General features: G+C 38.3%; 21 protein-coding genes. 14 read left to right on the forward strand and 7 right to left on the reverse strand.

What is annotated here, in order from left to right:
* Window positions 1–2: 2 nt before the first annotated feature.
* Window positions 3–3,047, reverse strand: coding sequence for a SusC/RagA family TonB-linked outer membrane protein (locus tag ABEG20_RS06305; protein WP_406826535.1), 3,045 nt, complete (start codon window positions 3,045–3,047; stop codon window positions 3–5).
* A 61-nt stretch (window positions 3,048–3,108) separates the two neighbouring features.
* Window positions 3,109–3,996: an inositol oxygenase family protein gene (locus ABEG20_RS06310; RefSeq protein WP_406826536.1), complete on the reverse strand. Its 888-nt coding sequence runs from the start codon at window positions 3,994–3,996 to the stop codon at window positions 3,109–3,111.
* A gap of 488 nt (window positions 3,997–4,484) precedes the next feature.
* On the opposite strand from ABEG20_RS06310, the gene ABEG20_RS06315 reads away from it, so the two are divergent.
* From ABEG20_RS06315 to ABEG20_RS06325, 3 genes are all read left to right on the forward strand, one after another.
* Entirely contained in the window at window positions 4,485–5,492 is a 1,008-nt protein-coding gene (locus tag ABEG20_RS06315; protein WP_406826537.1) for a LacI family DNA-binding transcriptional regulator, read from the forward strand.
* A 122-nt stretch (window positions 5,493–5,614) separates the two neighbouring features.
* Window positions 5,615–7,243: a sodium/sugar symporter gene (locus ABEG20_RS06320; protein WP_406826538.1), complete on the forward strand. Its 1,629-nt coding sequence runs from the start codon at window positions 5,615–5,617 to the stop codon at window positions 7,241–7,243.
* 49 nt (window positions 7,244–7,292) lie between these two features.
* Window positions 7,293–8,711 (forward strand): glycoside hydrolase family 28 protein, encoded by a 1,419-nt coding sequence (locus tag ABEG20_RS06325; RefSeq protein WP_406826539.1) that lies wholly within the window; start codon window positions 7,293–7,295, stop codon window positions 8,709–8,711.
* Window positions 8,712–8,781: 70 nt separating this feature from the next.
* On the opposite strand, the gene ABEG20_RS06330 is transcribed toward ABEG20_RS06325, so the two are convergent.
* The gene (locus ABEG20_RS06330; RefSeq protein ID WP_406826540.1) at window positions 8,782–9,048 is read right to left on the reverse strand and encodes a hypothetical protein; all 267 of its coding nucleotides are present in this window, start codon (window positions 9,046–9,048) and stop codon (window positions 8,782–8,784) included.
* A gap of 189 nt (window positions 9,049–9,237) precedes the next feature.
* Between ABEG20_RS06330 and ABEG20_RS06335 the strand changes: the two genes are divergently transcribed.
* Window positions 9,238–9,561 (forward strand): TfoX/Sxy family protein, encoded by a 324-nt coding sequence (locus ABEG20_RS06335; protein WP_406826541.1) that lies wholly within the window; start codon window positions 9,238–9,240, stop codon window positions 9,559–9,561.
* 94 nt (window positions 9,562–9,655) lie between these two features.
* Here the strand turns inward: ABEG20_RS06335 and ABEG20_RS06340 are convergent, their stop codons facing one another.
* Window positions 9,656–9,793, reverse strand: a complete 138-nt coding sequence (locus ABEG20_RS06340; RefSeq protein ID WP_406826542.1) for a hypothetical protein — start codon at window positions 9,791–9,793, stop codon at window positions 9,656–9,658.
* A gap of 536 nt (window positions 9,794–10,329) precedes the next feature.
* Here ABEG20_RS06340 and ABEG20_RS06345 point away from each other — a divergent pair.
* The 4 genes from ABEG20_RS06345 (at window position 10,330) to ABEG20_RS06360 (ending at window position 17,778) form a co-directional block, all read left to right on the forward strand.
* Window positions 10,330–11,412 carry an efflux RND transporter periplasmic adaptor subunit gene (locus ABEG20_RS06345; protein WP_406826543.1) on the forward strand — a complete coding sequence of 361 codons (1,083 nt, stop codon included), beginning with the start codon at window positions 10,330–10,332 and terminating at the stop codon, window positions 11,410–11,412.
* A gap of 23 nt (window positions 11,413–11,435) precedes the next feature.
* On the forward strand, window positions 11,436–14,606 hold the full coding sequence (locus ABEG20_RS06350; protein ID WP_406826544.1) for an efflux RND transporter permease subunit: 3,171 nt from the start codon (window positions 11,436–11,438) through the stop codon (window positions 14,604–14,606).
* A complete protein-coding gene (locus tag ABEG20_RS06355) occupies window positions 14,599–16,032 on the forward strand; it encodes a TolC family protein (RefSeq protein WP_406826545.1) in 1,434 nt (477 codons plus the stop codon). The genes ABEG20_RS06350 and ABEG20_RS06355 overlap by 8 nt, the downstream gene beginning before the upstream one ends.
* Before the next feature lie 915 nt (window positions 16,033–16,947).
* The gene (locus ABEG20_RS06360) at window positions 16,948–17,778 is read left to right on the forward strand and encodes an aldo/keto reductase (protein ID WP_406826546.1); all 831 of its coding nucleotides are present in this window, start codon (window positions 16,948–16,950) and stop codon (window positions 17,776–17,778) included.
* A gap of 587 nt (window positions 17,779–18,365) precedes the next feature.
* On the opposite strand, the gene ABEG20_RS06365 is transcribed toward ABEG20_RS06360, so the two are convergent.
* A complete protein-coding gene (locus ABEG20_RS06365; RefSeq protein WP_406826547.1) occupies window positions 18,366–18,641 on the reverse strand; it encodes a hypothetical protein in 276 nt (91 codons plus the stop codon).
* Between the two features lie 28 nt (window positions 18,642–18,669).
* Here ABEG20_RS06365 and ABEG20_RS06370 point away from each other — a divergent pair, with 28 nt between their 5' ends.
* Window positions 18,670–19,131 carry a VOC family protein gene (locus ABEG20_RS06370; RefSeq protein ID WP_406826548.1) on the forward strand — a complete coding sequence of 154 codons (462 nt, stop codon included), beginning with the start codon at window positions 18,670–18,672 and terminating at the stop codon, window positions 19,129–19,131.
* Between the two features lie 59 nt (window positions 19,132–19,190).
* Window positions 19,191–20,336, forward strand: a complete 1,146-nt coding sequence (locus tag ABEG20_RS06375; protein ID WP_406826549.1) for a serine hydrolase domain-containing protein — start codon at window positions 19,191–19,193, stop codon at window positions 20,334–20,336.
* Between the two features lies 1 nt (window position 20,337).
* Here the strand turns inward: ABEG20_RS06375 and ABEG20_RS06380 are convergent, their stop codons facing one another.
* Both ABEG20_RS06380 and ABEG20_RS06385 read right to left on the reverse strand, forming a co-directional pair.
* Complete coding sequence (locus ABEG20_RS06380; RefSeq protein WP_406826550.1) at window positions 20,338–20,535, reverse strand: hypothetical protein; 198 nt, start codon at window positions 20,533–20,535, stop codon at window positions 20,338–20,340.
* A gap of 7 nt (window positions 20,536–20,542) precedes the next feature.
* A complete protein-coding gene (locus tag ABEG20_RS06385) occupies window positions 20,543–20,764 on the reverse strand; it encodes a DUF3606 domain-containing protein (protein ID WP_406826551.1) in 222 nt (73 codons plus the stop codon).
* Between the two features lie 292 nt (window positions 20,765–21,056).
* Between ABEG20_RS06385 and ABEG20_RS06390 the strand changes: the two genes are divergently transcribed.
* The 4 genes from ABEG20_RS06390 to ABEG20_RS06405 all read left to right on the forward strand — a co-directional run bounded on the left by ABEG20_RS06390 (window position 21,057) and on the right by ABEG20_RS06405 (window position 25,599).
* Complete coding sequence (locus tag ABEG20_RS06390) at window positions 21,057–22,268, forward strand: glycosyltransferase family 87 protein (RefSeq protein ID WP_406826552.1); 1,212 nt, start codon at window positions 21,057–21,059, stop codon at window positions 22,266–22,268.
* Between the two features lie 106 nt (window positions 22,269–22,374).
* On the forward strand, window positions 22,375–22,548 hold the full coding sequence (locus ABEG20_RS06395; RefSeq protein WP_406826553.1) for a DUF3606 domain-containing protein: 174 nt from the start codon (window positions 22,375–22,377) through the stop codon (window positions 22,546–22,548).
* Between the two features lie 11 nt (window positions 22,549–22,559).
* Window positions 22,560–25,256, forward strand: coding sequence for a DNA ligase D (gene ligD / locus ABEG20_RS06400; RefSeq protein WP_406826554.1), 2,697 nt, complete (start codon window positions 22,560–22,562; stop codon window positions 25,254–25,256).
* 46 nt (window positions 25,257–25,302) lie between these two features.
* Window positions 25,303–25,599, forward strand: a complete 297-nt coding sequence (locus ABEG20_RS06405) for a Dabb family protein (protein WP_406826555.1) — start codon at window positions 25,303–25,305, stop codon at window positions 25,597–25,599.
* The last annotated feature ends 443 nt before the right edge of the window (window positions 25,600–26,042 follow it).

The following is a 26,042-nucleotide window of genomic DNA, read 5'->3' on the forward strand; positions in this document are numbered from 1 at the left end:
TTTTAGTTGAATGATACGTTTAACCCGAATAAAAATGTTCTGGTTTTAGGGTAAAAGTTATTGGTATCTACACCTGGCGCAGTACCGCCCTGGTTAATCTCCGGGTCTATTCCTTTATAACCGGTAATAACAAACAGGTTATTCGCCGTGGTGTATAAACGAAGAGAATTTACACCAGGAATAAGTCCCTTTTTGAAAGTATATCCAAGTGTAGCGTTATCTAAACGCAGGTAACTGGCATTCTCCAAGAATCTGCTCGAATATTTATAAGAGTTAAAATCAGCTGCTGATTCATTTTCAACCTCTACCGGGATATTGGTGAATTGTGCTGTACTTGGACGGAATAAATCAGCACGGGTAACGTTCATAATTTTAACACCCAGTACCGCTCTCATAAATACACTTAAATCAAAATTCTTGTACCTGATATTGTTTGTCCAGCCTAACAACGCTTTCGGTTGTGCATTTCCGAGAATATAATAATCTGTTTTATTAAGCAGGTTCTGTGTTTTAACGTTTCCGGCAGCATCATAATATTGTGATACACCATTGGCATCTTTACCTGCATATTTAAAGGTGAAAAATGTTCCAATTGGCTCACCTGGTTTAAGAATCTGTAGTGTTGCACCACTTTGTCCGGCACCGTCAGGAGAAACCGTCAGGCGGTCCTCGATATTGAATCTGCTATCGTCTGATAAGCTGATCACTTTATTGCGGTTATGTGCCAAATTGAACCCGGTAGTCCAGGTAAAATTATCGGTAGTTACCGGTGTGCCGTTTAAAACCAGTTCGATACCCTTGTTACTCAAACTACCCACGTTCGCCGTATAAGAACCTGCAGGGTATAAGTTATTATCTACAGGGAATGACAAAATCAGATCTGTTGTTTTTTTATCATATAGGTCTACGGAACCGGTTAATCTACCATTAAATAATCCAAAATCTAAACCAATATTGGTTGTGGCGGTTTTCTCCCATCTTAAATCAGGATTTTCGTTTTGAATGGCACCATAGGCACCTTCTCTTGGCGAACCGTTATAATAAAACTGTCCAACCTGTCCATAAATAAGCTTAGTGGTTAACGGGGCAAAGCCAAGCGAGTTACCTGCAATACCATAACTACCTCTTAATTTAAGGGTTTTAAGCACACCTGAATTTTTAAAGAAATTTTCCTGATCGATGTTCCATGCTGCACCTACAGATGGGAAATAACCCCATTTTTCATTAGCACCGAATACATTGGATCCATCTTTTCTGATCGATCCCTGGATCAGGTATTTGTTTTTATAATTATAGTTTACCCTTGCAAAATCAGAGATCATCAAAATTTCCTGATAGGTTACACCAGGATTAAAATCAACCCTGAAGTCTGTTACCGCATATGGGTTTCCTAAACTTAAGTTATTATAACTTACCTGATTGATCGGGAAATTGGTAGAAGTAGCCTGAAATCCATCATTGTTTAGCGATTGCTGATAAGAATAACCTACTACCGCATTGATATCGTGATCGCCAAATTTTTTATTCCAGGTTAAATAAGTCTCAATAATTTTATTGGTGTTCTGGTAGGCATTTCTTACCGCCAAACCATCTTTACCCACCAAGGTTACGAAACTAGGCGTTGCAGGTGGTTCTGGCGTATTCCGCACATTGTTGTACCGTAAAGTATAAATGCTGTTGTAAAATGCGCCGTAAACATTTTGGCTATTCTGGTAAGATGCAGAAACATCGTAAGAGAAACCGAATGGTAATTTAAGGTTAACGGTTAAATTACCTAAGATGTTTTTATTCTTCAGGTTTTCTGTACCGTTTTCAAGCATGGAAACCGGATTATAGTAGCTGGTTTGAATTAAGTTATCAAAATAAGAACCATCAGGGTTTTTAACCGGAGCAGTTGGTAAATAGGTAAGCATTTGCGACAATACCGTATTGCGGTAAGGAACCAGATTCGCATTACTTACCGAGTTGCTGATGTTTAATCCAATCTTCAACTTATCATTTAATGCTTTTTGTTCAATACCAATACGACCGATAAATCTACTTAAATCACTTGTTTTGATGATACCATCTTGCTTAAAATAGTTTAAGCTTGCATTATAAGTCGTTTTTTCAGTTCCTCCGCTCAGTGATACGTTATGGTTATACGATAAGGCATTGCTGCGTTGTACCTCATTTTGCCAATTGGTATCAGCACCTTTATCATTGGCCGGCGTAAGTGCAGAATTTGTTTTTGCTAAAAAGGCTCGCAACTGATCAGCATTCATCATGTCATAACGGTTAGATACATTTTCTACACCAAAGTAACCATTATAGGTAATTTGTGTTGCTCCTGCTACACCTCTTTTGGTAGTGACCATAATTACCCCATTGGCAGCCCTGTTACCATAAATAGCGGCGGCAGCTGCATCTTTTAACACATCAATTGAGGCAATATCATCCGGTGCAAGGATAGAAATGTCTGCACCAACCACACCGTCGATTACAAATAACGGCGATTGTGCACCTTCACGAAGGGTAGATGCTCCACGCATAATGATGGCTGCATTTCTATTCGGATCACCACTTCTGGTGATGTTTAGTCCCGGTACTTTACCTTGTAACATCTGGCCAACATCACTAATAGCACCTTTGTTCAAATCATCCCCTTTAACGGTAGAGATAGAACTGGTTAATGCCTTTCTTGAGCTTTTACCATAACCCACTACAACCACATCATTAAGGGCAGCTGCAGATTCTAAGATGGTTACTTTATAGGTAGACCCTGTACCCACGGTAAGTTCCTTAGTCTGGTAGCCCAGGAAACTGAAAAGAATTTTGTCGCCCGTTTTTGCTGAAATGCTGAATGATCCATCTGTACCTGTGGAAGTTACTTTCGAGGTACCTTTTACTGAAACAGACGCGCCGATTACAGGCTGGTTTGTATTATCTAATAAATTTCCAGTAATTTTTCGTTCAGTTTGCGCGTAGGCAATGTTGAACACCTGGCTAATGAGTAAAAGCAGCATAAATAAGCCACTATACTTTAAGCGTGTACAGTTAAATCTCATGATTTTTGTAAAATTAGATTCATAAATTGTTTATTTGGTTATTAATGTTTGGAGATAGAATTTAAAATTTAATGTTAGCCGGTAAATATTTAGCCACCAGTGCCTTGTAATATGGCTCTAGTTCTGCCCAGCTTTTCTGATTGGGGTTTTTGGAATATAAATCATAAGGATTAAACAGGTTAACCCATTTAAACATTTCATGATCCTTTTCATTCATCAGGTGATCGTATGCATTTTCCCTGTGCTGCGAATAAAAAGAATGGTAACGGAGCATATACAAACCCGGTTCTGGCAGGTATGGTTTCATCATGTGGTACACATATTCGTCGTGTCCCCAAGACATATCTACTTTGTCCAAACCGCAATTTTGAGTATAAACACCTAATTTGGTTTGATAAATTTCATTGTTGTAGTCAGGATTCTGACTAAAAAACTCCGGATAAACAATTTTATCAGAATAAGCACAACCTACGGGGAAAGTATCGCCCACTACTGCCCATTGCGGCTCTCCGAATAAACAAAGCACTTTACCCATATCGTGGATTAAACCAACCAACACCATCCAATCAGGGTGTCCGTCGTTTCTGATGGCCTCAGATGTTTGCAACAGGTGCTGCATCTGGTCTAAATCGGTATCGGGATCAGAATCATCCACTAACTTATTCAGGAAATCAAATGCACTCCAGATGGGCATCTCTTGCTTGTCGAACTTTAAGTAATCTGCTTTTTTCTGCTTTACGAAATCGTATGTTTGATGGGTATGATTTAGCCTGTAAAATTCTTTTACACTGTCCTTTTCCGTTTCTTCGTAATTTCTGAACTGCTCTTCTTTTTTATCAGCATTGATGCTGTTGGGATCCGGATAGCGGGTTAAGATATCTTCTTCCCATTGATCAAGATTTTGCAAAGGATTTTGATTATCATTTAAAGGTTGACTCGTTGTTTTCATAAGGTTAGAAATTGATTTGTATGAAAATTTTTGCTGGTTGTTGGGTTAAAGTTGAGTTTTTGAAAGCTTAAAATTTTATTTTTTACCAATTTTATTTACTTAAACGATTACGTAAAATCTTATTTTAATTTAAAAAATAAGAATTAAAGTGTTTAAATTGAGATAGTTAAGATTTTTTAATATTTTTGATGATCGTGCTATGTACGCATGTACGTTAAATAAACTGGCAAAAGAAAAATAATGAAGGGTGATGTTACGATTATTTTATATTTTCGTTCGCTGCCAGATATTATTCCAACAGGAAAAGATATTTGGTGTCCTATCGGCTAACTTATTCAGAACATCCATTTTAATGGTTATATCGTATAACCATTGGATCTGCTGTTTTTGAAAGCGCTGCTGATGAAGAAAAGGAAAGGGTTCTCCTATCGCAATTTTAGCGATAGTCGCTGCTCAGACCTTAAAAACTAACAAAACAAATAAATAACATGGGGGAAGCAGTTAATATTAAACGGTTGGCTCAGGAATTGAATATTTCTATCGCAACCGTTTCTAAGGCGCTCAACGACAGCTATGAAATCAGTTTAAAAACCAAAAACAGGGTATGGACCCTGGCCAAGGAACTGAATTATACCCCAAATCCGGCGGCGAGTAACCTACGCAGCAACAAAACCAAGACAATAGCCGTAGTTATACCCTGCGTAGCGAATAATTTTTTCTCCCTATCTATAATGGGAATTGAAGAAATTGCCCGGCAGTATGGTTATCATGTGCTCATATATCAAACCCATGAAAATATAGAAGCAGAAAAAGCATTTACAAACAGTTTGTTAAACGGACGGGTAGATGGTATTCTTACTTCAGTATCAAGCAGTGAATACAATAGTGAATATTATGCCAATCTGGTGAAGAAAATTCCTTTGGTTTTTTTCGATCGGGTTTATGAAGACCTCGATGCGGTTAAAGTAACTACTGATGATTATGAAATTGCTTTTCAGGCCACTGAACATTTAATTGAGTGTGGCTGTACCAAAATTGCCTATTTATTTGGGCTCGAAAACCTTCCGGCAGGCAAGTCGAGGTTTGCCGGTTATCTCGATGCATTAAAAGCGCATGGAATAGCGGCTTCCGAGCAACTTATTGTTAAATATCAGGATGACGAAGAATTTAACATGCAGCAGATTAAAGAATTACTTGAGAAGTATAAGCCTGATGCACTTTTTTCTTCTATTGAAGAGTTTATCATCCCCGCTTATTGTGCCTGTAGGGAAATGAATTTACGCATTCCGGATGATGTTAAAATGCTCAGTTTTTCTAATTTGAGCACAGCCAAACTCCTAAATCCTTCGCTTACCACAATTTCACAGCCTGCCTTCGAAATTGGGCGCGAAGCGGCAAAATGCCTGTTCAAAATCCTTAACAATAAACAACTGGATGATGAACAGAATATCATCCTGAAATCGGTACTCACCAAACGTCAATCTACAGGCTGTTAAAGCTGAAAATTTGTGTTTTTACCTCCTGTTCCGCGAAAACGTTTACGTAATTAAATAATTGAATTAAACGTTCATCGTTGGGATTTTTTCTGACTTTTAAAAAAACCAAATGTATAAGTCTCATGAATCATTTGTCTGCATTCGACTATGTTATTTTTTTAATATATTTTGTAATTGTCTCGGCATATGGCTATTGGGTTTACCGGAGCAAGAAAAAAAAACGTACCGATACCAAAGATTATTTCCTGGCAGAAGGTTCGCTCACCTGGTGGGCAATTGGTGCTTCAATTATTGCTTCTAATATTTCTGCAGAACATTTTATCGGCATGTCGGGTTCGGGTTTTGCCATGGGGCTTGCCATTGCCAGTTACGAATGGATGGCTGCTGCCACGCTTATTATTGTAGCCATATTCTTTTTGCCCATTTACATTAAGAATAAAATTTACACCATGCCACAGTTTTTGTCTAACCGATACAATAATACGGTAAGTACATTAATGGCGGTTTTTTGGTTGCTCGTTTATGTATTTGTTAATTTAACTTCTATTTTCTTTCTTGGTGCCATCGCGATTGAAACGATTACAGGCATTCCATTTAATATCTGCATCATTTTTCTGGCTATTTTTTCTGCCATTATTACCCTGGGCGGAATGAAAGTAATTGGTTATACCGATGTCATACAGGTTTTTGTGTTAGTAGCCGGTGGATTGATAACCTGTTATATGGCGCTTAAACTTGTGGCAGACAAATTGGATGCTCCAAGTGTTTTAGCCTCGCTTCCTTTGTTACGCAGCGAAGCATCTGATCATTTTCATATGATTTTTGCTAAAGGTGATAAATTTTACAACGAATTGCCCGGTATTGCCGTATTGGTAGGTGGCTTGTGGATCAATAATTTAAATTACTGGGGCTGTAACCAGTATATTGTACAAAGGGCGCTGGGTGCAGATTTGAAAACCGGACGTAGTGGATTAATATTTGCCGCGTTTTTAAAATTACTTATTCCGGTAATTGTTGTCATCCCAGGTATTGCCGCCTATGTATTGTATCAAAGGGGATATTTTCACTCCGAAATGCTTGATGCAGCCGGAACGGTTAAACCCGATCATGCCTATCCTGTACTCATGAGTTTATTGCCGGCGGGAATAAAAGGACTGGCTTTTGCTGCGCTTACGGCTGCTATCGTAGCCTCACTAGCCGGGAAATGCAATAGCATTGCCACCATCTTTACGCTGGATATTTATAAGAAATTTATCAAACCGGAAGCTTCTGAAACGCGATTGGTTTCAGTTGGTCGCTGGTCGGTAGTTGTTGCCTCATTAATCGCTATCGTTATTGCGCCAGCATTGCGGAGTTTTGATCAGGTTTATCAGTTTATTCAGGAATATGTTGGTTTTATCTCGCCCGGTGTTTTTGCCATCTTTTTACTCGGCTTTTTCTGGAAGAGAACCACCTCCCGCGCAGCGCTTACCGCCTCATTATTAACCATTCCATTATCTACTCTTTTTAAATTCCTGCCAACCTTAACCAGTGGCGCAATAGAACCGATTCCTTTCTTAAACAGGATGTCGTGGGTATTTATGATTATAATGGGATTGATGGTTCTGGTCACATTAACCGATCCGAAAAGTAAAGATAACCCACAGGGGCTTGAAATTGATAGCAGCATGTTTAAGGTTACACCTGCATTTACCATTGCTTCGGTGATGATCTGTGGTATTCTTGCAGCACTTTATACTGTTTTTTGGTAAATGAGACTGCTTAAAATAACTAAATATATTTTTTTATAACGATTTGAAAATGAAGATTAGAATTTTACTTTTTTTTGCACTGCTGATTTCTTTCAGCGGGATGGCCCAAAATAAATTATATAATATTAAAAACTATGGTGCGGTTGGCGACGGCAAAACAAACGATGCTGTTGCCATTCAGAAAGCCATTAATGCCTGTTCAGCTGCAGGGGGCGGACAGGTAATTGTTCCCGCCGGGCACATATTTTTGACCGGTCCTTTTAACTTAAAATCTTTTGTTGATTTAAGGGTAGAAGGTGGTGCAAAACTCCTGGCCAGCCCTGATGAAAAACTATATACGCAAAGTGCTTTTAGAGAAAATAAGGGCGAAGGTACCATCTGGATTGGAGGAGAGAAGCTTGAGCAGGTAAGTATTACGGGGGCAGGGGTAATAGATGGAAATGGGATTTCGTTCATGGGTGAGGAGTTGAACGACTCCTATGTTTTAAAACCCTTTAACGTGGTAGATCCAAGGCCGCATCTGCTTACGCTAATCGGTTGTAATAAACTGAATATAGATGGGGTCACGTTTCAGAATTCGGCTTACTGGACGGTTCATTTGGTAGGCTGTAACGATGTTTCAATATCGAATATCACGTTGCTGAACAGTATAAAAATCCGTAATAGTGACGGCATTGACCTGGATCATAGTAAAAATGTACGGATTACCAATTGTTTTATTGAATCTGGTGATGACTGTATCTGCTTAAAAAACAGGCGTGAATTTGAAGAATATGGCGCCTGCGAAAATATTGTAATCAGTAACTGTACGATGACGTCTAGCTCATGTGCCATTAAAATAGGTTCTGAAAATATGGACCGGATCAGTAATGTACTGATCAATAATTGCAATATCAGAAAGAGCAACCGCGGTATCGGAATTCAAAACCGTGATGAGGGGACCGTAGATAACGTAATTTTCTCTAACCTGTTTATCGAATCGAAGCTCTTCTCTGATGTATGGTGGGGCAAGGCAGAGCCGATTTATATTACCGCTTATCCACGGGCAACCAGCAATAATAAAGACGCGGGCTGGCGTTTACCAAAGGGACAAACCAAGGGTAAGGTGGGTGAGGTAAAAAATATTTATTTTAGTAATATCAGGTGTACCGGAGAAAGCGGAGTTTATGTTAGTGGAGAAAGTCCGGATAAAATTTCCGAAATCTACTTTGACCAGGTGAGTGTTCATCTCGATAAAACAACAAAAGAAACAGGTGGAGTATATGACCGCAGGCCTAGCCATGTTGAAGGGCTTGTTAAAAGTGATATTGCGGGATTTTATTTTGAAAATACCGGTTATATCAGCTTACAGAACAGCAATGTAATATGGGGTACCAATAAACCCAATTATGCTGGAAAGGCCTTGGAGAAAAAAAATGTGAGTAAAATTAAAATGGTCAACTTCAGCGAAACTACAGCAGAGAAGTAAAGAAATTTTAATGTTGGTCTTGCACTTTACCTTAGCCGGCAATGCTACGTTTAAGGAACGGGTTGGCCTGTTACTGAGTATTCAAGGCAATTTCAGTCAGTGCTGTATTGATTTCGTTAATGGTTTTAATACTGAAAACGTGCCTGCCGTTTAACCACCTTTTAATTTCATCCGGATTAATATCCAAAATGGAAGCAAGGTCGTTTTCCGTCGAACCATTTACCGCAAGTAGTGCTGTGGTTTTGTGGGCAACATCAAGGTTTAGCTGTGCTAGTTTCTCAATTGCAGGATTTCCGGTTTCTTCCAGCCAGATGGAAACAAAATCGTTCTCTTCCATTTTATTCTTTTTAAATGTTAACACACATTACTTTAAAAAGCAACTGTCTGTTTGGGCCGCAAATTTAGGGATTAAACGTATTATTGCAAATCATAATGGAAATAAACCTGATAGCCGGGTTTGGCAATATCATGGATATTTAATATTAGCTTTAATCATAATCAGGTTCAAATTAAAACAATTCAAAAAATGGCATCAGATCAGAAATTCGTAGATTTTATAATCGATCAGTTTAATTATTCCGGTCGTGTAACCTTTAAAAAGATGTTTGGTGAATACGGATTATATTTTGATGATAAATTATTTGCATTGGTATGCGACAATAAATTGTTTGTAAAGCCCACTTCATCCGGAAGAGCATATATCATAGATGTGGTAGAAGCACCGCCTTATCCTGGCTCAAAAAATCAATTTCTAATTGAAGAGCAGCTGGAAGACCAAGACTGGTTAAAAAAGCTATTGGATATCACAGTTGCCGAACTTCCAGATCCCAAACCCAAAAAAAAGAAATAAGGGTATTAAACTGACGTTACATACTGGAAGATATAAATGCTGCTATACTTTACTTTTAGGTAAGTAACAATCATCCGAATTTCATTTATTTTAATTAAGGATTAGCGCTTTCTGTTTCTGGATTACTGGGCGTTTCGCCTAAAGGAGCAATGCCGCAAGCTGCCCATATAAATTTAAAAATATTGAGGAATTCACATTGGATGTCCCTTTCAGATTGTATTTCGTTTTCCATATTGTACCGTTTTAATCTGATTAATAAACAAAAAATGGCTGGTTTTGTGTTGGCAAAAATAATGCTGTAATGTAAGTACATTGTTGTGTAAATGTTAAGGATATACTTCTATCATTAGCAGTAATTATAATATAAATATCAATTTGTTTCTGGATTTATCTAGATCATCCTTTGCACTCAAATGCTACAGGACGTAGACATCTGTCATTAAAAACAAAAAAAACGTTCTTAAAATAAATCATTTTCATTGAACGCAAGGTGTTTACAGCCCGTAAACTCATTTAAACTATAGTTTAAAATCTTCGCCTTACGTTTTTAAACACCATTTTTTCTATCCAGGTCTGAATTTCAACTTCATTATAACTTCATAAAACTGTACTTATTTCGCTTTCGAATTAAATCATTGCGTAACCATAATTTATTGAAATCAAAAAGTATCTATAAACCGGTTGTAGACAGCTTTTCATAATAACATGGTTGCCGAGGGAAACTAATTAGAGAAAAAAATAAATCAGATTAAAAACCACTCCAAAAAAATGAAAAGAGTTCTCATGTGCTTAAGCTTGTTTACTTTGCTTTACGTAACCAGTTGCACCTCGAAGAAAGAAGAAAAAGAAGAAGTAGCTACTTATGCAGTTACCAGCCCCCTAAGGATGGATACTTCCTTTACCAAAGAGTATGTTTCGCAGATCAAATCTGTTCGCAACATCGAAGTCAGGGCCCAGGAAAAGGGTTATCTCCAAAATATTTATGTAGATGAAGGTCAGCATGTAAAGGCAGGCCAGCTGTTGTTTAAGATTATGCCTAAAGCCGCACAATCTGAATTGCTAAAGGCGCAGGCTGAAACTAAATCGGCGCAAATTGAATTGGAAAACACTAAATTACTTTCCGATAAAAATATTGTTTCCAAAAATGAGCTGGCGATGGCCAAAGCCAAACTGCAATCTGCAAATGCCGAAACCTCTTTGGCCAAATTCCACCTCTCTAACACAGAAATCAGGGCGCCATTTGATGGTACCATTGACCGCATTCCTTTAAAATTAGGGAGTTTGGTTGATGAGGGTGCTCTGTTAACCAGCCTTTCAGATAACAGCCAGGTTTTTGCCTACTTCAACGTATCAGAACCGGAATATTTAAATTATCAGAGTGCTGCAAAAGCAAAAAGCCAGCAAGAAGTAAGCTTATTATTGGCAAATGGCGAATTTCTTAAAGCGAAAGGTAAAGTAGAAGTTATTGAAAGCGAATTTGATAACGAAACCGGAAATATTGCTTTCAGGGCAAGGTTTAACAATAGCGATAACCTGCTCAGAAATGGTGAAACTGGAAAGGTACATATGGTTGTTCCTTTAAAAAATGCCATCATTATTCCGCAAAAAGCCACTTATGATATACAAGACAAAACCTATGTTTTTGTGGTTGATAAAAACAATAAAGTACACTCCAGGGCCATTACCATTGCCGGAGATTTGCCTGACTTATACATTGTAGGCGACGGTATTAACGTTGATGATAAGATTTTGCTTGAAGGTGTACAGAAAGTTAAGGATGATGATAAAATTGCCTTTAAATTCCAGCAACCTCAAGAAGTGTTGAAACAATTGAGATTGAAAACAGAATAATCTAAACCCTCTATACTTAATTTATGTTTAGTAAATTCATACAAAGGCCTGTCCTTTCTATCGTAATATCACTGGTTATTGTGTTTTTAGGGGTGTTGGCCATTAGCTACCTGCCTGTTACACAATTTCCAACCATATCGCCTCCCAAAGTAAATATAACTGCTGATTATCCGGGAGCGAATAACGAATTGTTGATTAAATCTGTAGTGATTCCGCTTGAGCGTGCACTCAATGGTGTACCTGGCATGAAATATATTGCATCTAATGCCGGTAATGATGGTGAGGCATCGGTACAGGTGGTATTTAACCTCGGTACCGATCCCAATCAGGCTTCACTTAACGTACAAAACCGTGTAGCTGCCGTAACTAATAAACTTCCGCCTTTGGTAATCCGCGAGGGGGTAAAAATCACACGTGAAGAGCCAAACATGTTGATGTATATCAACCTGTATAGCAAAGATCCGAAAATGAACCAGAATTTTCTGTACAACTATGCCGATATCAACCTGCTTTCTGAGCTTAAGAGGGTTGATGGCGTAGGGTTTGCCGATATTTTGGGTGATAGGGACTATGCCATGCGGATCTGGTTAAAACCCGATCGTATGCAGGCTTATAAAATCTCGGTTGATGAAGTAATGAAAGCCCTTGAAGAGCAAAGTTTAGAGGCCTCACCCGGTAAAACAGGAGAGAGTTCTGGTAAACGCTCGCAGGCTTTCGAATATGTACTGAAGTATTCAGGGCGCTTCAATACCAAAGAAGGCTACGAAAATATTGTGGTAAGGGCTACGCCTGATGGCGAGTTACTCCACTTAAAAGATGTAGCCGATGTAGATTTTAGTGCTTCAGCTTATAATTTATATTCCACTTTAAACGGAAGAGCATCAGCTGCTATTGTTTTAAAGCAATCATATGGTAGTAATGCCAGCCAGGTTATTAAAGATGTTAAGGCTAAAATGGCCGAAATTAAGGCCGCATCTTTTCCAAAAGGTTTAGATTACGAGATCAGTTATGACGTTTCCAAATTCCTTGATGCATCTATCGAGAAGGTAATCCATACCTTGGTAGAGGCCTTTATTCTGGTAGGTTTGGTGGTATTCCTATTCTTGGGCGACTGGCGTTCAACACTTATTCCAGCCATTGCTGTACCTGTATCTTTAATCGGAACGTTCGTATTTATGCAGTTCTTTGGCATTACACTCAATTTAATTACTCTGTTTGCATTGGTACTTGCCATTGGTGTGGTAGTGGATGATGCGATCGTGGTAATTGAGGCGGTGCACGCTAAGATGGAGCTGGACCGGCATCTATCAGTACTAAAGGCTACACAGCAAGCCATGAAAGAGATCGGTGGCGCCATTATCGCTATTACTTTCTTAATGGCCTCCGTATTTATTCCGGTAGCGTTTATGTCGGGTCCTGTGGGTATTTTTTACCGTCAATTCTCCATCACCATGGCAACGGCAATTATTCTTTCGGGTATTGTGGCTTTAACGCTTACGCCTGCATTGTGTGCCATTATGCTAAAAAACAACCATGGTACCGCTAAAAAGAAAACACTGATTGATCGTTTTCTCGATGGTTTCAACCGTGGTTTCGCTAAATTATCTGGCAAATATGAATTTGTATTAAGCCGGGTGGTGAGCCGTAGATTATTAACTTTTGGTGTATTGGTGGCCTTTTGCCTGGGTGTTTGGGCACTTAGTGGGAGTGTGCCTTCAGGTTTTATTCCTAACGAAGATCAGGGTATGGTTTATGCCATTATCCAAACCCCTCCGGGCTCTACACTAGAGCGTACGGATCAGATTGCAGAGAAACTTCAGAAAATGTGCGAAGATATTGATGGCGTTAAATCGGTTTCATCTTTGGCCGGATACGAAATCCTTAGTGAAGGTACTGGATCTAATTCGGGTACCTGTTTGATCAACCTTAAAGATTGGAGCGAACGGAAACACTCTGCACAGGAAGTTATCGAAGAATTAGAACAAAAATCAAAATCGATACCTGGTGCAACGATCGAATTTTTCCAGCCACCAGCGGTTCCGGGTTATGGTGCTGCAGGCGGCTTCGAACTCCGGTTACTGGATAAAGCCGGTAGTGGTGATTACAAAAAAATGGAAACTGTTGCCAATGATTTTGTACGCGAGCTGAACAAACGCAAAGAATTATCATCTGTATTTACCTTCTATAGTGCCAGTTTCCCTCAGTACATGTTGGATGTTGATAACGATATAGCACAACAAAAGGGCGTAAGCATTGATAATGCGATGAATACCCTGTCTACTTTTGTGGGGAGTGATTATGAAACCAGCTTTATCAAGTACGATCGCCAGTATAGGGTAATTGTACAGGCATTACCTCAATATCGTGCTTTACCAGAAGATATCTTGAAACTTTCGGTTAAAAATAGCCGTGATGAAATGGTACCTTTCTCGGCCTTTATCAAAATGAGAAGGGTTTATGGGCTGTCGGAGATTACCCGTCACAATATGTACAATGCTTCTGAAATCAGCGGACAGGCAGCGCCGGGTTATAGTTCCGGTCAGGCTATTCAGGCCATTACAGAGGTGGCGCAGAAAACCTTGCCAAGGGGTTTCGGTATCGACTGGGCAGGTATCTCAAAGGATCAGGTATCAAGGGGCAATGGTGCCATTTATATTTTCCTGATCTGTTTAGGTTTCGTATACCTGGTATTGGCTGCACAATACGAAAGTTTCATCTTGCCTTTATCGGTAATATTATCATTACCAGCAGGTATTTTTGGAGCTTTCCTGTTCTTGAAATTACTGGGATTAGAGAATAATATCTATTCGCAGGTGGCTATGGTCATGCTCATAGGTTTACTCGGCAAGAATGCGGTGCTGATTGTGGAGTTTGCTACGCAGCGCCAAAGTCAGGGAGCATCGGTGCTAAAGGCGGCAATGGAAGGGGCGAGCGTGCGTTTCCGCCCGATTTTGATGACCTCTTTTGCTTTTATCGCTGGTCTGATTCCGTTGATGATTGCAACCGGACCAGGTAAAATCGGTAACCGTACCATTGGTTCGGCTGCTGCCGGAGGTATGCTTTTCGGTACAATTTTCGGGGTAATTGTGATCCCCGGGTTATATTATATATTCGGATCAATTGCAGCAAAACACAAGCTCATCAACATTGAGGAAGAACATCCGTTAACTGAAGAAATTGAGAATAATGTTTAAGAATAATTTATATAAAGGCCTTGGACTGGTATTGATATGCGCTGCATATACCGCCTGTAAGCTACCGGAAGTAGCACAACGTGCCGAAAATAAAAATACACCTGTGAGCTTTAATGGCTCCCAAGATACGGTAAGTTCTGCCAGCATACAGTGGCGTAACTTTTTTACCGATCCTAACCTGATTAACCTGATCGACACCGCCCTGAAGAATAATCAGGAACTGAATATTACCCTTCAGGACATTGAAATAGCCAAAAACGAAATAAAGGCAAAAAAAGGAGAGCTTTTGCCTAGCGTAACCTATGGTGTGGGGGCAGGATTGGATAAAGTTGGCCGTTACACCAGTTCAGGTGCAGGTGATGCTTCAACAGAAATTACACCTGGCAAACTTGTGCCAGAAAAATTGCCTGATTATCACTTTGGTCTGCAAGCCAATTGGGAAGCAGACATCTGGCATAAACTGCGTAATGCTAAAAAGGCAGCCATTAACCATTACCTTTCAACGGTAGAAGGTAAGAATTTTGTGATCACCAATTTAATTGCTGAAGTCGCAAATTCATATTATGAGTTACTGGCATCTGATAACCAGCTGGAAACAGTGAGAAAAAATATCGAACTTCAAAGCAACGCGCTGGAGTTGATGAAAATCCAGAAACAGGCTACAAGAGTTAATGAACTTGCTGTACGTAAATTCGAAGCAGAGGTATTAAGTTCTAAAAGTTTGGAATTCGATATTCAACAGGATATTATTGAGAATGAAAATAAAATTAATTTTCTGCTGGGCCGTTTCCCTCAGCCCATTCTCAGGGATAAATCTGGTTTTACCGATCTGGTACCGGCAACGGTACACACAGGCTTGCCAGCCCAACTGTTGGCCAACCGTCCCGATATTAAACAGGCAGAATACGAGCTTGCCGCTGCTAAATTGGATGTTAAAGTTGCTAAGGCACAGTTTTATCCATCATTGGGGATTTCTGCTGCAATAGGTTACCAGGCATTTAATCCTTCCTATTTATTGAGAACGCCAGAATCTCTGATCTACTCTTTGGCAGGGGATCTTGCCGGACCGCTGATCAATAGAAACGCCATTAAGGCGGAGTATTCTTCTGCAAATGCCAAACAATTACAGGCTGTTTTTGATTATGAAAAAGCCATTCTAAATGGTTACATTGAAGTAGCCAACCAGTTATCGAAAATCAGCAACCTGCAAAAAAGCTACGATCTCAAATCAAAACAGGTCACAGCACTTACACAATCTATCGATATTTCGAACGACTTGTTTAAAGCTGCCCGGGCAGACTATTTTGAGGTATTGATGACACAGCGTGATGCTTTACAATCGAAATTAGAATTGATCGAAACCAAAAAACAGCAGTTAAATGCTGTAGTTGATATTTATCAGGCACTTGGCGGCGGCTGGAAATAGGCGGGCAATAAGCATGAAGAAAAGTGAAGCATAGTAAAGTTAAATAATCCTTATATTCTGTAAGGCTGTTCCAAACCCGGAGCAGCCTTTTTTGTCTGTCATTCTGAGAAATAATTTATGGTATTAAAATCAATATGAGTGACGTTTTTTCTTTTGCACAAGTCTCGCCTCAGCTACCGATGAAAAATCGGTACAGGTGCGCCGCCGCCGAAGGGCTCTTACTTTTTGGCATCAAAAAGTAACAAAACCGAGGCTTTTGCCGAGTTCATTAATACAAATAAAAAAAGCAGACAACCATTAATAAAATGCCGGCTGAAAATTTATTCATTAATTGATATAGTTTTCAACGGTATTCATGAGGGCTGCGCCGTTTTCTTTTGAAGGCAGTAGTATGGCTGGAACAGTGCAGTCCGAAAAATTTATTAGGCCGGATTGAAGTAGAACGGTGATATGGTGATATGGCCTAGCTATACGGAAATGCATGATGCCAAAATACATTCATTAATAAGTAATTATGAATTAACGTCAATGCTAGTGAAACGAAGAATCTTTATCTTTTCTAATGCCTTTTATCCATGTTGAATACCTTTCGGTATGTACATTTCGAAAGTATTTTTCAGCCGACAACCTGTCCTGGCTTTCGGGAAAACAATCTTTACAATAAGGATTACTTGCATGAAAAATTGCCGGCAGGCCCCTTCGTTTCTCTTATCAGTGGTGTCAGATGGTAACTGATGCACAATTTCTTGTCGCAGCGTCTCCTCAAGTTCATCTTTTTTAAAACAAGGGAAGACAGAGTAACCTATATCCAGGAATTACTTCTCTCATTTATTTATCATAAAATTATTTTGGCAAACAATGCCATTAGCGTGTGGTTATTTTAATCGTAGAATTTATCATCATATCTGAAATAAAATGGGAAAAACAACATTTAAATTTGGCGAATTAGAAGTTAACCGTTTAGGCTATGGCGCAATGCAATTAACCGGGAACGGTGTTTTTGGTGAGGTGGAAGATCGGGATAATGCAATAACCGTTTTGCGCGAAGCAGTAGCAAATGGCGTTAATTTTATCGATACTGCAGAGGCTTACGGACCTAAGTTTAACGAATCGCTTATTGCTGATGCCTTATCACCTTTTCAAAAAGATGTTTTTATTGCCACTAAAGGCGGTTTTGACCGTCCAGGTCCAAACAATTGGGTGCCTAATGGAACACCTGAAAAGATTAGACAGGATATTGAAGGCAGCTTACAACGTTTAAAAGTAGATTCGATTGATTTATGGCAACTGCACCGTATAGATCCTCATGTTGATGTGGCCAAAACTTTGGCGCCTGTAGCTGAAGCCGTAAAAGAGGGTAAAATCAAAAATGTAGGTTTATCAGAAGTATCTATCGACCAGATTAAACAAGTGCAGGACATTCTTCCGGTAGTTTCCGTACAAAATTTATATAACCTTGGTAACAGACAATGGGAAAGTGTTTTAGACTTTACAGCAGAACAAGGTTTAGCCTTTATTCCATGGTTCCCATTAGCTTCCGGTCCGCATAAACTCGCCGATAAGATTAAAGCGATAGCCGAAAAACATAAAGCTACAACTGCCCAGATTGCTTTGGCCTGGTTATTAAAAAGATCATCCAATATCCTTTTGATCCCCGGAACAAAATCTGTAGAGCATTTAAAAGAAAACTTAGAAGCTGCAGAAATTGAATTGACTGAAGAAGAATTTGAAAGTTTAGCGAATTAGCATTGTCATTCTGAAAGATAATTTATGGGATAAAAATCAATATGCTTGACAGATAAATTTTAAGTAGGTATATCTCTATAGAGATTGTCATTCCCAACTTGATTGGGAATCGTAATGCAAGTGATTTAAGATGAGCTTCGCTGACCACTTCGTGTTTCACGCGTTCGCGGGATCTGGCTATCGGATAACGAGCGTGTTAATAGATGCTGGCTATGATAGGAGGTAGAGAGATATCTTTTTTACATCATTGCTGATTTTAGCAACAACTTCATTTTTCAAAACAGGAACCTACTGGTCTTAGCGTATCGCTAAGACCTTTTTTTATTAAAACGTGTCATTCTGAGGAATAATTTATTGGATAAAAATCAATTTGAATGGCGTATACATTTATTTTTTTGCCTTAGGGCAAAGCCTTGCCTCGGCTACCGATGAAAAATCGGTACAGGTCCGCCGCCGCCGAAGGGCTCTTTCTTTTTGATGTCAAAAAGAAACAAAACCGAGGCTTTTGCCGAGCTCATTAATACAAATAAAAAAGCAGACAACTATTAATAAAACACCGGCTGAAAATTTATTCATTCGTTTTTGCATTATTCAGCTGCATTCATGAAGGCTGCGCCATTTTCTTTTGAAGTCAGTGGGATGGCTTTGTCAGTGGAGCCCGAAAAATTTGTTAGGCCGGATTTAAGCAGAACGGAGATGCGGTGCTGCGGCCTAGCTACGCGGAAATGTGTAGGTTCCGCAAGTCGATCATTAATAAATAATTGCAAAATAATGTCAATGGTAGCGCAGCGTAGGATCTTTTCCTGCCCACTTCTATAATTGCGTTTGTAAATAAGCCATGACGGAAGCACTTTAATTACCATTATTCGTATTTAAGTATGATATTTAAAGATGAAACAAATCATGCTAACCACTGCTATACTATTTTCCTTTATTTTTCAAAAAACCATGGCGCAAAATAAACCAGAAAACACACCTGCTATTTTAAATCATATCGCTGTTTATGTTTCCGATCTGGGCAAAGCAACTGGTTTTTACGAAAGTGTATTCAACCTTAAAATAATTCCCGAACCTTTTAAAGATAATAGGCATACCTGGTTTACCTTAGGGCCGGCCGGACAGCTTCACCTCATTCAGGGTGCAAAAGGAAATGAAACTTTTGATAAAAACGGACACTTGTGTTTCAGCGTTCCGTCGGTTGATGATTTTATAAAGAAATTAAACACTAAAAATATCAGTTTCGAAGACTGGGCTGGAAAAGAAAAAGAGATTACGCTTAGGGTAGATGGTGTGAAACAGATTTATTTTAAAGATCCCGACGGACATTGGCTCGAAGTAAACGACGCGAAGTAAATTTTCTACTTCGTGTTAACTTTGTTTGGTCTGATCATTTATCTTTAGTTCTGTAACTCATGAAAATTCTTTTACCTAAGCATCTGTTTGCACTTATTTTACTTGTTGGAATAACATATCAGTTAAAAGCACAGCAGGAAAAAGCTGAAGCAGATTTTAAATCCGTGATGGAAAAATATAGTGCGGTTGGCGCTTCCGTAGCTGTAGTAAAAAATGGCCGGATAATTTATAACCATTCTTTCGGTTTAAAGGATTTAGCACATCAACAACCCTTAACCAACCAGGATATTTTCAGGATTGCTTCAATTTCCAAATCTTTTTCTGCAACAGCGATCATGCAGCTGGTAGAGGCAGGTAAAATTTCACTTGATGATGATTTTGGAGATTTAGTGGGATTTAAAATCAGAAATCCAAAATTTCCTGATCAGAAAATCACTTTAAAAATGGCTTTATCTCACACCTCTAGTTTAAACGATTCGCAGGGATATTTAAATTTCGATGTAATCAACCCGGATAAAAACCCAAACCAGGCCAAATGTTATAATGATGATGCGCCAGGAAGCAAATTTGATTATTGTAATCTTAATTTTAACCTGATTGGTGCCATTATCGAGAAGCAATCGGGCGAACGTTTCGATAATTATATTAAAAACCATATACTAAAGCCTTTAGGACTTTATGCGGGCTATTGTGTCGATTCTTTAGATAGTACACGTTTTGTGAATCTGTACGAATATCATGATGATAGCAAAACTTACACACTTTCTTCAAGTGCTTATGCACCAAGGCGGACAGAAATAGCCAACTACGTGATGGGATATACTACGCCGGTTTTTTCGCCTACAGGCGGAATGAAAATTTCTGCTAATGATTTAGCTAAATACATGATTATGCATATGAATTATGGCACGTCAGATGGTGTTAAAATAATCAGCAAGAAAAGTGCGAAAAAAATGCAGGAGGCTATAACTGCCGATGAAGGCTATGGCTTGGCCATTAGAACTGCAGATCATCTTATACCAGGAATTAAGCTAAAGGGCCATACTGGTTCAGCTTACGGTTTACATAGTACGATGTTCTTTAATCCTAAAGAAAAATTTGGGTTCGTGATTATCACCAATGGAATAAACGCAACTTATACAGACGGTTTGCCCGATTTCAGTCGTGCGGCAATAAACAGTTTATACCAATATTTTATTAAGTAACTTACAGTAGTTTAGACAAACCATTCTTGTGAAAGAACGCGGTTAAAGTTCTGATACCTGCTTTCGGATGGCTTAAATTATTTCCTTTTACTTTCTGGTCTAAAACGCTTTTAACAGGTGGTAAATCACTTAAATGGCTGTACTGGGTAATCGGTTGATCAACCGTTACTGCATTTTTAATTTCATTTTTAAAATCCATCTCTCAATTATTGGTTCACGAAACGTTGATAGGTACTTCCAGATTTAATTTTTTCCATCATAAAATGTTCTTTCAGCTTTGAGAATTCCATGCTATGCAATGCTTTTACCGCTGATTTGAGCTTTTCAGTGCTAATGCCCAATCTACCGGCCCAATAGTTGCGGTCTTGCTCATCTGCAATATCAACGAATTCTTTTCTCGAATTCATCGAATTTATTTGATATTCCATTCTTATAAATTTTGGTTAGTAATTCCATCAATAACAGAATTGTAATTGGTTTGGTTTTTGTATTTTGTCACAAAATTCTCAGAAAAAATAATGATTGGAGATTTTGCAGGTTTAAATTTTCAACAGGCCAGGGTTTAGATCCCGTGTAATCAAATCTTATACGCATAATTAGGCTTTATACGGTATTTTTTTCCTTTCAGCATTATCACTCAAAAGTGTAAACTTCATTGATAAAATATTAGGTTTTATCAATTTACATTTTTATAATTGTATTGTAATATAATTTTTACAAATGCTAAGTTATTTTCTAACTACCGGTCAAGGTCTATCTCCACGTCGTAAATTTTATCAGGACAATCGGTTTGTATTATTTCTCTGGGTATTGATTACCCTGATTTTTGTGATAGATTCATGGATCACAAACCGTTACAATAATTACCTGATTTTTGAAAATACATTTAGAAATCTACTGCATGAGCGTTCACTTTATGCAAATTATCCGGCTTATCATGATGATGCCAATCATTATGGCCCGGTTTTTAGTGTGTTAATTGCCCCATTTGCAATTTTTCATAACTGGATAGGATTATTGTTATGGAATCTGTTCAATTGTTTTCTGCTTTTTAAGGCCGTGCAAACATTGCCTTTAAACGAGGATCAAAAAATAGCTGTAGGATATATTGCCATTCCCTGTTTAATAGAATCTATGCTCAACCAGCAGTTCAATGCAGGCGCAGGTGCATTAATGGTATTAAGTTATACGCTGCTGGATAAAGATAGAGGTATATGGTCTGCACTTTTTGTCGTATTAGGCACCTTTATTAAATTATATGGCATTGTTGGTCTGGTTTTTTTCTTTTTTGCTAAAAATAAGCCATCTTTTATCTTATGGTTGGTTTTATGGTCTGTGGTAATATTCTTACTGCCTATGCTGATCGCTTCTCCCGATTATGTAGTACACAGTTACGTAGATTGGAAAAACTCTTTAATGAATAAAAATATGGTCAATGTTTTAGGAGGAGGGATCGATATTTCTATTATGGGGTTCTTCAGGGAGCTTTTTAATGAAAAGAAAATATCTAATTTTCTATTCCTAAGCCTTGGTGCCTTATTGTTTATTCTGCCTTTTATAAATATATCGCATTTTAAAAAACGCAGATTCCAGTTAATGATTCTGTCATCAGTAATGATTTTTCCAATATTATTTAGCACAGGAGCCGAAGACTGTACTTTTATCATTGCGATTATCGGCGTAGGTGTATGGTATGTAAAAGAAAGGAATGAGTTGATGAAAAAGGTACTGTTACCTGTTTTACTGGTAATTACATGCAATTTTCCCTTATTATTATTCCCGGTATTTGCCAAATCACACCCTTTATCCTTAGCGGTCATTAGCTTACCTTATTTCCTGGTTTGGTTAAGGGTGATTTATAGTGCAACCAATAATAGGCTTTCCTTTGCAGAAGAAACAGAACCAGAAATGGTTGCTGCGTTAATAGATTAAATTTAAATGTTTATTTTTTTAGGTTTTAATATCCGTTTGCAAAAACGGATGTTAAAACCTTTTTTGTTATGGAGCTGTTTTATCACTATCTAATCAAAAAATAGTTATGGATGATAAACAAAAAACAGATCATGCCGATCGCGCAAGGATCAATGTTAACGAAGCTTATGAGCTGGATTATTGGTCTAACAAATTTGGTGTGAGCAAAGATAAACTGAAAGCTGCAGTAGAAACGGTTGGTGCCTCGGCCCGGGCAGTCGAAGATTATTTGAAAAAGTAAAATATTAATCTATGAGTCTGAAAAAGTATGTTTCCAAACGCGATTTCTCAAAAACTGCTGAACCGAAGTCGGGTAAAAGCAGCGATCGGAATAAATTACACTTTGTCATTCAAAAACATGATGCTTCGAGGTTGCATTACGATTTCAGACTCGAAATGGAAGGTGTCCTAAAAAGCTGGGCTGTGCCAAAAGGGCCATCAACCGACCCCAAAATTAAACGACTGGCTATGATGGTAGAAGATCATCCCTACGATTATAAAGATTTTGAGGGAGTTATACCAAAGGGAGAATATGGTGGCGGAACCGTTATTGTATGGGATGAAGGTACCTATGAGCCAATAGCGGCCATTAAGGGTAAAAAAGCACAGGAGAAACACTTATCAGAACAACTAAAAGAGGGTTCTTTAAAAATCAGGCTAAATGGAGAAAAACTTCAAGGCGAATTTGCGCTTGTTAAAACAAATGGCATGGGCGAAAACGGCTGGCTGTTAATCAAGCATAAAGATGATTATGCTTCTGCAAAAGATATTACCAAAGAAGATAAATCTGTGCTTTCCGGTAAAACAATCGAGCGGATGGAAAAAACATCAGACAAGGTTTGGAAAGCAGGGAAAGTGCAGGATTTAAAAACGAAAAAAAAGAGTTCCAAGCAAAAAGCAAAGAAGGAAATCAAACCAGTGGGTGAAGAAGAAGTGGTTGATATTAAAAATATACTTAAAAAAGCCCCTAAAACGCCCATTCCTAAAGATATAAAACCCATGTTGGCTACGCTGGTTAACGAACCTTTTGATGATCCTGATTGGCAGTATGAGGTAAAATGGGATGGTTATCGTGCACTGGCATTTCTGAATAAAGGAAAGATTGATTTGTTATCAAGAAATAATAAATCTTTTAACGGAAAATTTTATCCCATATACGATCTGATTTCGGGTTGGAAAATAAATGCGGTTTTTGATGGCGAAATTTTGGTGCTAAATAACAGAGGTGTATCTAATTTTGGTTCACTTCAGAATTGGAGAAGTGAAGCAGATGGCGAACTTGTTTTTTATGTGTTCGATATTCTTTGGTACGAAGGTAAAAACCTGATGGAGCTGCCGCTTAATCAGCGCCAGGCCATATTAAATGACGTTTTGCCTTCGAATGATGATCGGGTACGTTTAGGGAAAGTTTTTAAGGCCAGCGGAATTGATTTTTTTGATGCAGCCGAAAGAATGGGTTTGGAAGGGATTATCGCAAAAAAAATAGATAGCACCTATAGTAGTAACTTTAGATCTAAGGAGTGGCTTAAAATTAAGGTACATAAGCGGCAGGAAGTTGTTATTGCCGGCTTCACCAAAAATGCTGATACCACTAAATCATTCAGTTCTTTACTTTTGGGTGTTTACGAAAAAGGAGAACTACAATATGTAGGTAAAGTGGGTACAGGATTTTCAGATAAGCTTCAAAAATCGATGATGGAGCAGTTTAAGCCTATTATTGTAGATAAGAGCCCTTTTAAAAGCATTCCGGATGTAAATAAGCCTTCCCGTTTCAGACCCAATCCGCCAAAGGCAAAAGCCACCTGGTTAAAACCCGAATTGGTATGCGAAGTTTCTTTTACCGAAGTAACTGATGATGGTGTTTTCCGTCATCCTTCTTTTAAAGGCATGCGTGAAGATAAAAAAGCTAAAGAAGTGGTAAGAGAGGTGGAAATGCAAACAGAAACAGTTGTTGATGATAATGAAAAGCAAAACCCGCATGCAAAGGCAATAAAAGCACCGGAAAGCAAAGTTCCTAAAACATTATTAAATCCGAAAGATGAAACTCAGGTACGAAAAATTAAAGGCCATGAACTTAAATTTACCAACCTGAGCAAAATATACTGGCCGGAAGATAAGGTGACAAAAAGAGATATGTTCAATTATTATTATCAGGTTGCTGAATATATTTTGCCCTACCTTAAAGACCGTCCGCAATCGCTTAACCGCTTTCCGGGGGGCATACATGGTGCCAGTTTTTACCAGAAAGATGTAAAGGGAAAGGCGCCTGACTGGGCCGAAACTTTCCCTTACGAAAACGGAGAAGGTGAAAAAAAAGAATACCTCGTTGGAAAGGATGAAGCTTCTTTGCTTTGGATGGCCAGTTTAGGCTGTATAGAAATGAATCCTTGGTTTAGCCGGATTCAAAGCCCTGACCATCCCGATTACTGTGTAATTGATTTAGATCCTGATAAACAGTCTTTCGATCAGGTGGTGCAGACAGCATTGGAAACTAAAAAGGTATTGGATGCGATCGATGTTCCCAGTTATTGTAAAACATCAGGTTCAACCGGAATACATATCTATATTCCGTTAAATGCCAGATATAGTTACGAGCAAAGCCAGATGTTCGCCAAAATAGTGGTTAACCTGGTGCATAATCAATTACCGGAGTATACTTCTCTGGAGCGGATAATCAATGCCCGAAAAGGAAAAATGTATCTCGATTTTTTACAGAACAGGCCAGGGGCAACCATAGCCGGGCCTTATTCTCTACGTCCAAAAATTGGTGCAACGGTATCAATGCCATTACATTGGGATGAGGTTAAACCTGGTTTAAAAATGAAAGATTTTAATATTTTTAATGCCATTGATCGCCTAAAAGCAGAAGGTGATCTGTTTAAAGGGGTATTGGGTAAAGGGATTGATTTAGTAAAAGCGGTAGATAAAGCTAAAAGTGTTTTTGGATAAGGCCGGCTTCTTTAATGCTTTCATTATATTTGGCAAAAAAATAAAAATGATAGCACACCACGTTTTATTCTGGCTAAAAGCCGACACCACCGATGAGCAGAAATTTGCTTTTCGCAATAGCTTACAAACATTAGAAAACATTGAAGTTGTTAAAACTTTTCATATCGGTATACCAGCACCCATTGAGCGTGCTGTTGTAGATACCTCTTATACCTTTAGCCTGCTTTTATTATTTGAAGATTTGGCCGCGCATGATGTTTATCAGGTTCATCCATTGCACAAAGCGTTTTTAGATGAATTCAGAATTTACTTTGAAAAGGTTGTCATTTACGACGCAGAATAAATAACCCGCCTCCAATAAACCGGAGGCATTTTTTTTGCATTTTATTACGATATATAGAAAAATTTAGATAGGAGGTTCTGGTCAAAATCCAATAGCGTGCTGTTCGAAGCCTTATTGTAAACAGAAAACAATTAAATAGTCGTAAGTCATTTAAATCAATTGATTTTGCATCAAAACGAATTGATATTTCCCCCTTTTTAATTATGGTTAATAATTAAAAGGGGGAAGCCTTATTCAGTAATAAATATTTAGTGTATGATATTATTATAGTTTTAATATAATTAACACTATAAATAAGTGTTTTTGATACTTATTAGTAAGTAATTTATGTTCCATTGAAACCAAAGTATTTTTGAATGCGTAAATGCTTAAAAACGCAATCATTATGGAAAAAAAAACTACCCTAATTAAAAGAGCATCACTTAACATAAACCAGTTGGACA

The organism is Pedobacter sp. KACC 23697, from assembly GCF_045348445.1.
In the GTDB taxonomy this organism is placed as follows: domain Bacteria; phylum Bacteroidota; class Bacteroidia; order Sphingobacteriales; family Sphingobacteriaceae; genus Pedobacter.

Bases quoted from the DNA above. Each gene is read 5' to 3' on its own strand.
- ABEG20_RS06305 (WP_406826535.1), bottom strand. From the start codon at position 3,047: ATGAGATTTAACTGTACACGCTTAAAGTATAGTGGCTTATTTATGCTG.
- ABEG20_RS06310 (WP_406826536.1), bottom strand. From the start codon at position 3,996: ATGAAAACAACGAGTCAACCTTTAAATGATAATCAAAATCCTTTGCAA.
- ABEG20_RS06315 (WP_406826537.1), top strand. From the start codon at position 4,485: ATGGGGGAAGCAGTTAATATTAAACGGTTGGCTCAGGAATTGAATATT.
- ABEG20_RS06320 (WP_406826538.1), top strand. From the start codon at position 5,615: ATGAATCATTTGTCTGCATTCGACTATGTTATTTTTTTAATATATTTT.
- ABEG20_RS06325 (WP_406826539.1), top strand. From the start codon at position 7,293: ATGAAGATTAGAATTTTACTTTTTTTTGCACTGCTGATTTCTTTCAGC.
- ABEG20_RS06330 (WP_406826540.1), bottom strand. From the start codon at position 9,048: ATGGAAGAGAACGATTTTGTTTCCATCTGGCTGGAAGAAACCGGAAAT.
- ABEG20_RS06335 (WP_406826541.1), top strand. From the start codon at position 9,238: ATGGCATCAGATCAGAAATTCGTAGATTTTATAATCGATCAGTTTAAT.
- ABEG20_RS06340 (WP_406826542.1), bottom strand. From the start codon at position 9,793: ATGGAAAACGAAATACAATCTGAAAGGGACATCCAATGTGAATTCCTC.
- ABEG20_RS06345 (WP_406826543.1), top strand. From the start codon at position 10,330: ATGAAAAGAGTTCTCATGTGCTTAAGCTTGTTTACTTTGCTTTACGTA.
- ABEG20_RS06350 (WP_406826544.1), top strand. From the start codon at position 11,436: ATGTTTAGTAAATTCATACAAAGGCCTGTCCTTTCTATCGTAATATCA.
- ABEG20_RS06355 (WP_406826545.1), top strand. From the start codon at position 14,599: ATGTTTAAGAATAATTTATATAAAGGCCTTGGACTGGTATTGATATGC.
- ABEG20_RS06360 (WP_406826546.1), top strand. From the start codon at position 16,948: ATGGGAAAAACAACATTTAAATTTGGCGAATTAGAAGTTAACCGTTTA.
- ABEG20_RS06365 (WP_406826547.1), bottom strand. From the start codon at position 18,641: ATGGTAATTAAAGTGCTTCCGTCATGGCTTATTTACAAACGCAATTAT.
- ABEG20_RS06370 (WP_406826548.1), top strand. From the start codon at position 18,670: ATGAAACAAATCATGCTAACCACTGCTATACTATTTTCCTTTATTTTT.
- ABEG20_RS06375 (WP_406826549.1), top strand. From the start codon at position 19,191: ATGAAAATTCTTTTACCTAAGCATCTGTTTGCACTTATTTTACTTGTT.
- ABEG20_RS06380 (WP_406826550.1), bottom strand. From the start codon at position 20,535: ATGGATTTTAAAAATGAAATTAAAAATGCAGTAACGGTTGATCAACCG.
- ABEG20_RS06385 (WP_406826551.1), bottom strand. From the start codon at position 20,764: ATGGAATATCAAATAAATTCGATGAATTCGAGAAAAGAATTCGTTGAT.
- ABEG20_RS06390 (WP_406826552.1), top strand. From the start codon at position 21,057: ATGCTAAGTTATTTTCTAACTACCGGTCAAGGTCTATCTCCACGTCGT.
- ABEG20_RS06395 (WP_406826553.1), top strand. From the start codon at position 22,375: ATGGATGATAAACAAAAAACAGATCATGCCGATCGCGCAAGGATCAAT.
- ligD (WP_406826554.1), top strand. From the start codon at position 22,560: ATGAGTCTGAAAAAGTATGTTTCCAAACGCGATTTCTCAAAAACTGCT.
- ABEG20_RS06405 (WP_406826555.1), top strand. From the start codon at position 25,303: ATGATAGCACACCACGTTTTATTCTGGCTAAAAGCCGACACCACCGAT.